Source organism: Chryseobacterium polytrichastri (assembly GCF_900142445.1).
Taxonomy (GTDB): domain Bacteria; phylum Bacteroidota; class Bacteroidia; order Flavobacteriales; family Weeksellaceae; genus Chryseobacterium; species Chryseobacterium polytrichastri.
In genome coordinates this window covers 48,078-60,162 of record NZ_FRAV01000032.1, presented here as the reverse complement: position 1 = coordinate 60,162, position 12,085 = coordinate 48,078, and the positions used below count along the sequence as shown (strand labels likewise).

Below are 12,085 nucleotides of genomic sequence, written 5' to 3'. Positions count from 1 at the left end.
TTCAGATTACAACTTAGAGGCGTGCGAGATAAATCGTTTTTCCTTTTTAGATTATCTAAACTTTTTGCGTAGTCCCCAAGTTTTGGAACTGATCCAAGACTTTTAAGTACTCACCGAATTACTCACCTTCAATTTGATTTTGTTTGATATCTTTTAAAACATCAAAACAACAAAAAAGTCTTTAAACACTAGTATTTAAAGACTTTTGATTTTATTTGTTTCTCAACTTGCGGAGAGAGAGGGATTCGAACCCCCGGACCTGTTACAGTCAATAGTTTTCAAGACTATCGCAATCGACCACTCTGCCATCTCTCCTTAAACTCCGATTGTATCGTTGTTTTCAGTGGTGCAAAGATAGAAACTTTTTTGATTCTGACAAAATATTTATCAAATAAAATTAAAAAATATTTTCACCAGCTGAAAATATAAAAATAGTAAAGCCCCAAAAAGGGGCTCTACTTGTATCGATATATTAATTGAAAATTAAGCTAAAGTTACATTTACTGCATTTAGTCCTTTTTCACCTTTTTGTACATCAAAAGTCACTTTGTCATTCTCACGAATTGTTCTTGACTTTAATCCTGAAGAATGTACAAAAATGTCTTGTCCTCCGTCTGCTGGAGAGATAAATCCGAAACCTTTTGTTTCGTTAAAAAATTTTACTGTGCCTTGTTGCATTGTATTTGTATTAAAAATTGTTGTTTTATTATTTTACAAGTTCTATGTTGATAGCAGAGAATCCTTTTGGAGATCTCTCTTTCTCAAATGAAACTTTATTTCCTTTTTTTACTTGATGTATACAGTTGTTACTGTGGAAAAATACATTCTCTTTACTATTGTCTTCGGTAATAAATCCGTAACCTTTTTCACTGAAAAAAGTAACAATACCTGATTTTCTTAACTCTTCTACAGGAATAGGAGCTGCACCCAACTGAATATCTTCAGGATTGATCTCCAATCTGTCTTCAGGAGGAGTGGTAGTTAATCTACCGTATGCATCTACATAAGTTAGCATATCGTCAAGACCCTTACCTTTATTATTATTAGTTTTACGGTCTTCGCGTCTTAATGCTTTTTCTTTTTGTTTTTGAATTTTTTTCTTGAAATTTTCCTTTTTAGAGAAAGAATCTGCCATAAATTATTTAATATTTTAATTACTGTACTGAAATGTTTGCTTACCTTGCTTAGTTACCACGGGCAATGTAAAACCTGTCTGCTTTTGGATACTTAAATCCAGCCGTTCATTTTCTTCAAATGAATTTGTTTTTCCCTTCACACCTACTTTTTCGGATACTATAATCTCTACAGGATTATTTAGTATTGTATCTCCGAAAGTTCGGATACTTTCTGATATTGTTGCTGAAAATAATAATGTTTGTCTTTTTTGCGAAATCAGTTTAATTACTTTTTTCACATCATTTACAAAACCCATTTCAAGCATCTTGTCAGTATCATCCAAAATTAAAATTTCAATTTTGGAAAGATCAATATGTCTTTGACTCGTTAACTCTAATAATCTACCTGGAGTTGCAACGAGAACATCTACTGTTTTTCTTAAAGCTGCTAACTGCCCTCCCAAAGAAACACCTTCATAAATAGAAAGTTGAGATAATGGAAGATATTTGCTATATACTTTAAGATTTTCTTCAATTTCCGTTACCAACTCGCGAGTCGGTGTTAATATCAAAGTTCGGATTTCTTTATGTTCCGGAGCTCTTTTTTTTAATAACTGAAGAACAGGCATTGCAAAAGCTGCAGTTTTCCCCGTTCCCGTTGGTGAACAGCCCATGATATCTTTCCCCTTCAGAATATTCGGAATAGCACTACTTTGTATTTCTGTAGGCTGCGAATATCCTTTTTCTGTAACAGCACGAATTATCGGATTTATTAAATTTAAATTTTTAAAATTCATTCATGGGGTTTTGCCGGATCTCCCGACGTTATATAATATCAAATTTTTTATCAGAAATTCAAAGTTATCATCTTTTCTCGAGAATAATTAAAAGAGAATTGTCTACTCTTCATATGTTATTCATCTATTTTTTGCGGTCATCAATATTGAATCCTGCAATATCATTCTATGCCTTTTTCATCAGACACATTCACAAATACGCAATTGTTAAATCAACGAATTTGTTGGGTAATAATTTTTAACAAGGATAAAGCTTTAAAAGGAAGGTTTCCTAATTGTTTTCGGTAGTTTGAAAATTCAGTTTGCCAATATACAAGTTCATTCATAAAAGAATTAATTGATAAAAACCGGCGGCTGAAAGAGCAAAAACTGAAAGAAGAAAATTGTTAGTTCTAATCTGTAACAGAAAGCAAAGGCAAAAGCCTAATTATTAATTATTGTACAAATATACAACAAATAAACCGAATAGCCCTTATTTTAATTAATTGATTATCAAAAATATATTAAACTACATTTCTTTTCTTTCAGTTTTCTGACGTTTTTAAGAAAACTTCATCCAATCACTATGATCATTATTTTCTTCTACTCTATTTATATTTTGATGATGATTCATTGAACTCAAAAGTGTTACAATATCCTGTCTCACAACTTCTACAGCATTATCTGTAAGGCTCTGACTAAATCCTGAATTATTTAACTCTAATAAATCATTCACCGTAACAACTCTCGCCAATACTTTTCCTAAGTCAATCATTTTTCTTTGAGAAAGTGAAGTATTGATATTGAAATCCAACTCTTTAGAATATAATTTAGCCGAATTACTTGTTAATTCATTGATTGAAAGATATTCTGCAAGATTTTCCAGTTTTTTCTTTTTCATATCTTTTAAAATTCCTTCCGAAATTTGTGTATAAAGCATCTCATTGGAACCTTCAAAGATCTGGAAAGGGCGGCTATCCATAATACCACGTCCTCCGATATGAGAAATTCTGTATCCCTTACCACCCGAAAGTTGAACCAGTGTTTGCGAAGATTCCTGCATCATATCAGTCACCAATGCTTTCATACTATTCGCATGAACTCCACTTCCAGATACATCATGATCAATTCCGCTTATTTTACAGCTTTTCGCACACATTGCAGAACAAAGCGTGAAAAACGCCTGCATTCTTGTTAATTGATATTGAACCTGATCTAAAGCATATAAATTAGAAGCACCTACTATTCTTTCCTGACAGTGTTTGGTAGCTTCATCCATCATTCTTTTCAGGAAACCCATTCCCATTCCCGGAAATTGTAGTCGGCTTCGGTGAAGCGTATCGAGCATCATTTTAAGACCTGTAGTTTCGGGGATTAACTTATTGTATTCCGGAACTTTGATATCAATTTTATTTAATCCGTAAGGAATCATATATAATCCTGGATTGTCGTAATATTCTAAAACCTCAATATTCTGCTCAGGACGGTGGGTATTGGCAATAAAGAAATCTACATCTCTAGACAGTTTCCCGTCAGCACTTGCATTTCTTGAAGTAATCAGCCAGTAATTAGCCAATCCTGTTAATCCTTGCCAATGTTTTGTTCCTTCTATATGGTATTCATTTTCTTTTAATACATTCTGGGTTTTCATATTTAAAGCATCACTTCCATATTCCGGCTCAGTGATCATTAAACCTCCCATGGCACCATAATCAAGAAAATTCTTAAATATATCTGCTTTCACCAAATCATTTCCATATTTAGCTACCGGCTCAAGAAAAAGGGCAATATTAATTCCAAAAGTTAAGGATAACGGAAGAGATTCATAAGAAGCAGCCGATAGAATACCCAAACATTCCTTTACCTTTACTCCTCTCCCACCAAATTCTTTAGGTATGGCAACAGACAAAGGCTTCAGATTCATAATCTCTTTCCAAACATGAGGAGGCAGGCCTCTGGAAAGGCTCAGCTTATCAATATCTTCTTTTTGGAAAAGATTGTGAAGTGAAGTTGTAAAATGGTTAAGAAACTCGGAGTACGATGTTTCAGATAAATCAAATGCGGATCCATTCATAATGAGAATTAAAATTTAATGCTGTATGCCATCTATACAACGATATAATAAAGCGAAGCGAATGGCAACAAAAACTTAATAATCAAAATCAGCAGCTCCACTTATTTAAATACGGTCCTAAGATACGACTAAATAAATAGCTTATTTGAAATAGTAAATAAATTTTTCGTTAAAAATTTGGAGAATAGAATGTATAAAAATTCCCCAAAAACAGGGGAATATAAAAATAATTATAATAAGCTATAAATATGAATAAATATGATAAGGAAATGGTGTTGCTTATTAAAACATTATTTCGGCGCTAAAGGTAGACTAATAAAATTAAGCTACACTATATATTATTAAAAAGAAAAAGTTATAAAACGCTCTAAAACATCCAAATTTCCATAGTCTTTGACAGAACAATTTTAGATTTACATGCATTCTTCATTTTCATTAATCGGTTTCAGCAATCAATACCATCGAAACAAAACGTTTTAAAAAGTAAAAAAAATTGAGGAAATTTGTTGTTCTCAATAATTTCAAACACATAAAAAAATATCCAGAATGCAGACTCAGCCAGTGATTGCCCTACTTTCCCCGGGAGACATGGGAACCCAAATAGCAAAAACGCTTATAAAAAATAATTTTAAGGTAATTACTGCCGGAGAGGGAAGATCTCATAAAACGCTTAAAAATATTCAGGATGCAGGAATTGAAAATACAGGCTCATTACAACATACGGTTGAACAGGCTGATGTAATCCTTTCTCTTACAAGTCCGGAAGGAAGTCTGAAACTTACTGAAAATATTGTTTCGTGCTTAAAAAACACCTCAAATCGTCCGCTATATGTTGATTTAAATTCCAATACACCTGCAATGGCTTCATCTATTGAAGAGTTGCTTTTATCCATCAATATCCAATTTGTGAATGGTGCGGTAATGGGAGCTTCCAAAGATATTCCTGAAAATGGAGTTTTAGTGATTAGCGGAATTCATAGAAATCTTTTCTCAGATCTTTTTGGAAAAGTTTTTAAAATAAAAGATGCCGGTGAAAAAACAGAAGCTGCATCAGCTTATAAACTCCTTTTTTCGATGGTAAATAAAGGAATCAATGCCTTATTTTTTGAAACCATGACAGCTGCCGCTCATTTTGGAATCTTAGATGAATTGAATGAAAGCCTTCAGGACTTCCTTCCCGGAACGTATCAGGATCTTATTAAAACTACGCCTACTTATCCGCAACATATTTTCAGAAGAATTGATGAGATGAAAGGACTTACTGAAATGCTGGAAAGTGAAAATCTACCCAACGTTATCGCTTCAGGAACCGCCGAAACATTTGAAAGAGTTTACCAATCAAATATCTTTGAAAATAAAACCCCAAAAGGGGTGATAGAAACGTTACAAAACTTCAATAAATTAGGATAATTTATTCAGATGCTCTTTAAATTTTATTCTATCAATAATGTATAAAATTTTAAACCATTAAGCAGAATTTTAGTTGTTAAGGATAATTAAGAAAAAAATCTACTGATTTTCTTAAGCGAATCGTCTTAAAGCAAAACCCAAACTTACTATTCTAAAAATCTTAAGAGAATCTTAATGGTAAAAAATTCAAAAACAGGCTCTAAAAAATATACTATCATTCAAGAAAAAACAGGATTGTCATATCCTGTTTTTTTCTTTATTTTTAATTTAAAATCAATTTACTCTGCATTCAAATATCCTTTTATTGTTTTTAAAACGCCAAAATTATCATTAGAACACGCTTCAAAACTGGCCACTGCTTTTACAGAAGGATGCGCATTTTTCATTGCATACGAATAATGGGCTTTCTTAAGCATCTCAATGTCATTCATATAATCTCCAAAAACCATTGTTTGCTCAGGAGTAATATTCAATACTTTCTGAAGTTGTTCCAAAGCATTTCCCTTGTTGATATTTTTATTCATAATATCCAACCAATATTGGCCTGATACTACAACTTCAAGATTATACTTTTCAAATTGCTTTAAAAAAGGATATAAATGCTCTTCAGAACCTTCAGGATGGTAAACGGCAATTTTAAAAATACTGTCGTCCAATGCCTGCGTTAGATCTTCTACCCTTTCATTCCCAGTATAAAACTGAGAAATATAATCTATAAAACCCTGATTATCTGTTTCGTAATATGCTTTTTTCTTACCTGACAATATAGCAGTAGCACCAGGAATATTACGTATCGTTTGGATAATTTCAGCTACATATTCCGGTCCTAGCTTATCTGCAAAGAGTTCTTGGTTTTTGTAGATCATATAGCCTCCATTTTCTGCAATAAAAGCCATTTCGTTCTCGATGTCTCCAAAATATTTGGTAATTCCCAACATCTGTCTTCCACTTGCAGGAACGAATAAAATATTTCTTTTTTTCAGTTCTTCATAAATTTCAGGAAATTCCGGGCTTACTTCGTGTGAAGAGTTCAGAAAAGTTCCGTCCATATCGGTCACAATTAATTTAATATCTTTCATAATGCTATCTATCCGCAGATTTCAGGTATAAAACTACTGAATTCATTTTTAAATTTTTAATTTCTAAGTGCTTTTAATCTTTTTTTAAGATAAAGTTTCAATTACATAAGTGGTATTAGAGAGGTTGTATAAGCAAAGCATTTGCTGAAAATCTTTGATTTTCTTGCGCCTTAGCAACAGTATAAAGATTTAAACCTTTGCGCCTTCGCGAATATCTAACAAATAATAGAGAATGAGCTCTTAAAAAAATATTTTAATATCCCGTAAAACATAAATTGTTGGAGGTTCTCAAAGGCGCAATTATCAATTAGTTAACATTTTAAGGTGGAAAGATTTTATCTACAATAAAATTTGTATCGCTTTACAATAGATTTTTGATTTTACATCTCTAATAAAACTTTTGCTAATTTGTAATTCTCTAGCCAAAATCTATTCCATAAAATAATTAAACTCTTTTCTATATTGTGACGGGCTTTTCTGAATATATTCTTTAAATGTTTTATTAAAATAACTAAAGTTATTAAAACCCGACTCAAAACAAACCTCAGTAATGCTCATTGGTTTTTCAGCAAGCAACTTTAATGAATGGGTAATCCGATATTCATTAACAAACTGCGTAAAGGTTTTATTGGTAATTTTTTTAAAATAACGGCAGAAAGACGGGACTTTCATATTTGCCAATTCAGAAATTTCGTCCAATGTAATCTGTTCCTTAAAATGATCTTTCACATAATTGAAAATAAGATTGATCCTGTCGTTATCTTCAACCTGCGTTTGTAAGTAATATTTTCCGGCATTCAAAATTCTATAATCCTGCGTAGAAGCCAATGCATCTAATATTTCTAAAAACTTCACAAGCCTTTCCAAAGAAGAAGATTCGTGCATTTCTCCAATCTTTTTCCCAATGGTTTTCTTTACATTCTCAGCAAATACAATTCCGGCTTTTGACCTTTCCAGTAAATGGGCAATTCTATGCATTTCAGGCAATTCCCAAATAGGTTCCCCAAGAAAATCAGGCTTAAACTGAATGACCATTTCGTACTCATTATTGGTATTTTCATTCGTCATCCCACAATGCGGCAAATTGCTTCCCATCAAGACGAGATCTCCATCCGAAAAATAGGAAATATTACTCCCGATCTGCCTTTTCCCTGAACCTCCGCAAACAAAAATTAATTCAACCTCAGGATGATAATGCCATACATGAGATTTGATATTTTCATTTTGAAAAAACTTCAGACTTGTAAAACTACTTCCAATATTGGGCTTTACAGCCTCAAAGGCAGGATGTGAATGTTTCATTTTAAACAATTAACTTCTGTACAAAATTAACAATTAATATTAAATAAAAGAATCATAAGGTTAATATAGAACATAAATATGAAAATTGTATTATAGATTAAGCGAATTATCTGTTATACATTTGCAGTACAAAACTTATCATTATGAACACATTCTTAAAATCTGCTTTTATTATAGGGTCACTATTTATCTCAGCAAGCGTGATGAGTAAAGACAAAGATTTTTCTCTTTCTTTTAAAACAGCAAGAGCAAAAACGATTAGTTTCGATGTATTAAATGGACACAATACCTCTTTGGTACTTTATAATGATACCTATGGAGAATTATTTTCAGAAAACGTACAATCAGAAAGTAATACAACGAAAACTTACGATCTAAAAGATCTGAATTCAGGAACTTATTATTTGGTCGCAGAATCTGATCAGAAAATCGAAAAATATAAAATAAACATTAGCAATAACAATACGCTAGAGATTGAAAAAATACCATTCTCAGAAATCAATAAACCGGAATATACCATTTCAGACAACAAAGTAAAACTTCATCTTTCAGGTTTGAAAAACAGTGCTATTATTTCTGTGTCTGATTTTTCAGGAAATGTTTATTACAATGCAACCAAGAATGCAACGGATGGAGCGCTTGATATAACCTTCGATCTTAATCCCCAAACGTCTGATAAATATATCATCAGCGTTGAGGAAATGGGAAATGTTTTTAATAAAACAGTTACTCTTAACTGAAACTAAGAGATTCATATATTTCCATATTTATATTGGAATTAAAATTTTACGTACAATCAATCTTTTGAGGCAGCTTTTCTTTTTTTAATCACGAAGAATGAGTTGCCTCAATTTTTTCTAATAAACGGTTCAATTTTTAAACGCAAAATTTGAAAACATCAAGCTTCATCAAATCAACTTGTTGATTATTCATTGCTCGCTCACAATATGATACGTATGAAATAAAACTTTGCGTCTAAAATATCTCGCTGATTTTGCAGATGACGCTGATTTTATATTTTATCATTCTTCTCCTAATTATGGTGTTTAAGATCTAGTTTGATTTTTTTCAGATCATCCAATTCATGAACCGGTCTTTCAATATCATAAGGAATCGGCATTTTTGAAAACGTCTGGAAATACAACAAGCAGGCATCTTTCCACCAAACCGCATCCTTAGACTGGATTTTTAGTTTTGACTGAACATGCTTAAATCGTTCAGTATCAACATACGGTTCCATTGTATCCCAAATTTTCTGATACTCTCTAACATTCTTAACGCCTGAATCATATTTAAAACATAATTCTTCCCACAACGTTTTCCCGTCTTTCATTTTATAATTCCACGGAACATGATGAAACCAAAGAAGAAGATTTTCCGGACAGGTTTCTATATTTCCGAAAGTCGTGTTTAATGGATGAAAATATTGTGAAACGGCATCGCTTCCTGATTTTGTTCTGTCGAATCCTACTCCATTTTCATCTGCTTTGTGATAATAAACAGGCATCCAATCTGGTCTTCCTCCCGGAATATTTCCCCAAGGTTCAGGCCCATAATGATGATCGAATGCAAAAATATGGTGCAAACCGAGCGGCATCATATAATCTACCGCAGTTTCTCTTGACGAAAGCATCATCTCTTTGACAGGATTCACTAATTTCTGATTATCCGTAAAAGTCATTTTAATCCATTCATCAGCGATTTGTTCTGAACTTAATTCATGATTCCAGGCTAGTCTTCCGAATGCATACCAATTGGCCTGTGCAAAAATACTCCCCGTCCAGTTGGCATCTTCACCAATGTTGGCAACGCCTGCAAGAGCTGTTATATTATTATTTCTTACACTTCCATCTGTAATTTTGGCTACGGTTGAACCTTTTCCATCAGCATACGTATCACTTTCCAATGTTTCTTTAAATAAAGGAGCCAAAAAAACCAAGTGATTTGAAAATCCTAAATATTCCTGAGTGATCTGAAATTCTGCCATTTCCGAAGTCTTTTTCAATGCTCCAAATAAGGGATTAAAAGGTTCACGAGGTTGAAAATCAATTGGTCCGTTTTTAATTTGAACAATAACATTATCCCTAAATTTTCCGTCTAAAGGAAGGAACTCCAAATAGGCTTGCTTTGCTCGATCTTCTTTGCTCGGACTGTACACAAAAGCCCGCCACATCACAATTCCTCCAAAAGGTTTCAATACGTCGGCCATCATATTGGCGCCATCGGCATGGGTTCTTCCGTAATCCTGTGGCCCAGGTTGTCCTTCTGAATTGGCTTTCACTAAAAAACCTCCAAAATCAGGAATTAATTTATAAACTTCTGATGCTTTATCTTTCCACCAATTTTGAACATTTTTATTTAAAGGATCTGAATTTTCCAATCCACCCAATACTTTTGGAGAAGAAAAATTGACTGACAAATACACTTTAATTCCATAAGGCCTAAATAGATCTGCCAACACTTTTACCTTTTGAAGATAATCTGTTCGAAGCATATTTGGGGAAGCATTCACATTGTTTAAAACAACAGAATTAATTCCTATTGAAGCATTAGCTCTTGCATATTCTTCGTATCGTGGTGAAATTGTATTCGGTAAATCTTCCCATTTCCACAATGATTTTCCGGCGTATCCTCTTTCTACACTTCCGTCCAGATTATCCCAATGATTTAGAATTCGCACATCATAAGATGGTTTTTCGGTTATGTTTAAATGATTAACATCAGATTTTGTCTGCTGAAGTCTGAGAATATGGTATACTCCGTACAATAAACCACTTTCTTTCCCCGCAGAAATAATGACTTTTTCTAGACTAGATTTAATGGTATAGCCGTCTTTCAAATATTTCAAAGATTTGTCCGTGCGCAATTCTACCGCTTGACCTTGCCAATAAGTTGCTAGTTCTTTTTTTGCAATTTCAAGCGTTGGATTTTTACCTTTTGAAATGATTTTATCCGCCGAAATTCCGTTTTTAACATTCGGAAAACGAAGCCATAATTGACTTCCATCTTCTGCAAAAAAACTTAATGGAAATAAAAGAAAAATGATAATATAAACACGGTAATTTTGCATTGCAGAATATTTGAAATTGGTTGAATTATTATTGGGCATCAAGTTTAAGTTTTGGCTAAAGCCAATTTGAATGTCTTGATTTGTTTAAACGAGCTAAAGCCCATTTATATTGATATTTACGCCATAGGTTTCACCTAAGGCTATTGATATTGAACCCTTCGGGTTCTGTAGAACTGATAATTATTCCAGCCCTTCAATTGTTTTGAAAGTTCCGTCTTCGTTGTATTCAAGTTCTACCACTTTCATGCTTCGCAGCCATGTTTTTCCACCACTTGGAACAGAGTCATGGAAAAATAAATACCACTTTTCTTTAAACTCAACAATGCTATGATGGGTTGTCCAGCCTACAACCGGAGTCAAAATTACCCCTTGGTACGTAAATGGGCCATAAGGATTATCTCCAATCGCGTAACACAAAAGATGAGTATCTCCCGTGGAATAAGAGAAGTAATATTTGTCATTGTATTTATGCATCCAAGACGCTTCAAAAAATCGATTTTTATCACCGTGAAGTAAAGAGTTTCCATTTTCATCAAGAATTAAAACATCTTTTGGTTCTTCCGCAAATTCCAACATATCATCACTTAATAAAGCAACTTTTGAAGGAAGTGCAGGTTCATTATCATTCGGAATTACCGCAGATTCTAATGCTTTGTTATTTCTGTAGCGTTGTAATTGTCCGCCCCAGATTCCACCAAAATACATATAATGTTTTCCGCCTTCTTCAAAAATACAGGGATCAATGCTGTAGCTTCCCATCATCGGATGTTTTTCAGGAATGAAAGGGCCATAAGGTTTATCGCTCACCGCAACACCAATTCTGAAAATATCATTTTTATCTTTTAATGGAAAATACAGATAATATTTCCCGTTTTTAAAAGCCACATCACAATCCCATAACTGCCTACCCGACCAAGGAATATCTTTTACCGAAAGGACAACACCATGATCTGTGATTTCTCCATTCTCGACATTATCCAAAGAAAAAACATGATAATCATTCATATCGAAATGATCGCCATTGTCGTTTTCTTCAATTCCGCTTTCTCGGTCGTGAGATGGATAAATGTAGAGTTTTCCTTCAAAAACATGAACGGATGGGTCTGCCATGAAGTCTTTGGGGAATAGATATTTTGATTTGTTCATTATATTTTAATATTTATTTTTTTTTAGATGTTCGTTTTGCCTTGAAGCAAAAGAACCAAAAATTCAAGACTTGGAACCTTCAGCTAAAAATAAAATTTGTTCTCTAAAAATTC

General features: G+C 33.1%; 10 protein-coding genes and 1 tRNA gene. 2 read left to right on the top strand and 9 right to left on the bottom strand.

Features of this window, described 5'->3' with window-relative positions:
* Positions 1–230: 230 nt before the first annotated feature.
* The 5 genes from BUB80_RS17540 to BUB80_RS17520 form a co-directional block, all read right to left on the bottom strand.
* Positions 231–315, bottom strand: a tRNA-Ser gene (locus tag BUB80_RS17540).
* A 168-nt stretch (positions 316–483) separates the two neighbouring features.
* A complete protein-coding gene (locus tag BUB80_RS17535) occupies positions 484–678 on the bottom strand; it encodes a cold-shock protein (protein WP_073295607.1) in 195 nt (64 codons plus the stop codon).
* Between the two features lie 28 nt (positions 679–706).
* The gene (locus BUB80_RS17530) at positions 707–1,135 is read right to left on the bottom strand and encodes a cold-shock protein (RefSeq protein WP_054510985.1); all 429 of its coding nucleotides are present in this window, start codon (positions 1,133–1,135) and stop codon (positions 707–709) included.
* Positions 1,136–1,150: 15 nt separating this feature from the next.
* Complete coding sequence (locus BUB80_RS17525; RefSeq protein WP_083547233.1) at positions 1,151–1,912, bottom strand: DEAD/DEAH box helicase; 762 nt, start codon at positions 1,910–1,912, stop codon at positions 1,151–1,153.
* A 541-nt stretch (positions 1,913–2,453) separates the two neighbouring features.
* Positions 2,454–3,965, bottom strand: a complete 1,512-nt coding sequence (locus tag BUB80_RS17520) for an acyl-CoA dehydrogenase family protein (protein ID WP_073295604.1) — start codon at positions 3,963–3,965, stop codon at positions 2,454–2,456.
* 546 nt (positions 3,966–4,511) lie between these two features.
* Between BUB80_RS17520 and BUB80_RS17515 the strand changes: the two genes are divergently transcribed.
* On the top strand, positions 4,512–5,375 hold the full coding sequence (locus tag BUB80_RS17515) for an NAD(P)-dependent oxidoreductase (RefSeq protein WP_073295601.1): 864 nt from the start codon (positions 4,512–4,514) through the stop codon (positions 5,373–5,375).
* Positions 5,376–5,653: 278 nt separating this feature from the next.
* On the opposite strand, the gene BUB80_RS17510 is transcribed toward BUB80_RS17515, so the two are convergent.
* A complete protein-coding gene (locus tag BUB80_RS17510) occupies positions 5,654–6,454 on the bottom strand; it encodes a Cof-type HAD-IIB family hydrolase (protein WP_073295599.1) in 801 nt (266 codons plus the stop codon).
* Between the two features lie 429 nt (positions 6,455–6,883).
* Positions 6,884–7,756: an AraC family transcriptional regulator gene (locus tag BUB80_RS17505; RefSeq protein WP_073295596.1), complete on the bottom strand. Its 873-nt coding sequence runs from the start codon at positions 7,754–7,756 to the stop codon at positions 6,884–6,886.
* Positions 7,757–7,899: 143 nt separating this feature from the next.
* On the opposite strand from BUB80_RS17505, the gene BUB80_RS17500 reads away from it, so the two are divergent.
* Positions 7,900–8,496 carry a hypothetical protein gene (locus BUB80_RS17500; RefSeq protein WP_073295593.1) on the top strand — a complete coding sequence of 199 codons (597 nt, stop codon included), beginning with the start codon at positions 7,900–7,902 and terminating at the stop codon, positions 8,494–8,496.
* A gap of 293 nt (positions 8,497–8,789) precedes the next feature.
* Here BUB80_RS17500 and BUB80_RS17495 read toward each other — a convergent pair whose 3' ends face one another.
* The gene (locus BUB80_RS17495; RefSeq protein WP_073295612.1) at positions 8,790–10,826 is read right to left on the bottom strand and encodes an alpha-glucuronidase; all 2,037 of its coding nucleotides are present in this window, start codon (positions 10,824–10,826) and stop codon (positions 8,790–8,792) included.
* A gap of 180 nt (positions 10,827–11,006) precedes the next feature.
* Complete coding sequence (locus BUB80_RS17490) at positions 11,007–11,972, bottom strand: glycoside hydrolase family 43 protein (RefSeq protein ID WP_073295590.1); 966 nt, start codon at positions 11,970–11,972, stop codon at positions 11,007–11,009.
* Between the last annotated feature and the right edge of the window lie 113 nt (positions 11,973–12,085).

Excerpts from the sequence above, each read along its gene's own strand:
- BUB80_RS17515 (WP_073295601.1), top strand. The coding sequence starts at position 4,512 with ATGCAGACTCAGCCAGTGATTGCCCTACTTTCCCCGGGAGACATGGGA.
- BUB80_RS17530 (WP_054510985.1), bottom strand. The coding sequence starts at position 1,135 with ATGGCAGATTCTTTCTCTAAAAAGGAAAATTTCAAGAAAAAAATTCAA.
- BUB80_RS17510 (WP_073295599.1), bottom strand. The coding sequence starts at position 6,454 with ATGAAAGATATTAAATTAATTGTGACCGATATGGACGGAACTTTTCTG.
- BUB80_RS17490 (WP_073295590.1), bottom strand. The coding sequence starts at position 11,972 with ATGAACAAATCAAAATATCTATTCCCCAAAGACTTCATGGCAGACCCA.
- BUB80_RS17535 (WP_073295607.1), bottom strand. The coding sequence starts at position 678 with ATGCAACAAGGCACAGTAAAATTTTTTAACGAAACAAAAGGTTTCGGA.
- BUB80_RS17500 (WP_073295593.1), top strand. The coding sequence starts at position 7,900 with ATGAACACATTCTTAAAATCTGCTTTTATTATAGGGTCACTATTTATC.
- BUB80_RS17525 (WP_083547233.1), bottom strand. The coding sequence starts at position 1,912 with ATGAATTTTAAAAATTTAAATTTAATAAATCCGATAATTCGTGCTGTT.
- BUB80_RS17505 (WP_073295596.1), bottom strand. The coding sequence starts at position 7,756 with ATGAAACATTCACATCCTGCCTTTGAGGCTGTAAAGCCCAATATTGGA.
- BUB80_RS17520 (WP_073295604.1), bottom strand. The coding sequence starts at position 3,965 with ATGAATGGATCCGCATTTGATTTATCTGAAACATCGTACTCCGAGTTT.
- BUB80_RS17495 (WP_073295612.1), bottom strand. The coding sequence starts at position 10,826 with ATGCAAAATTACCGTGTTTATATTATCATTTTTCTTTTATTTCCATTA.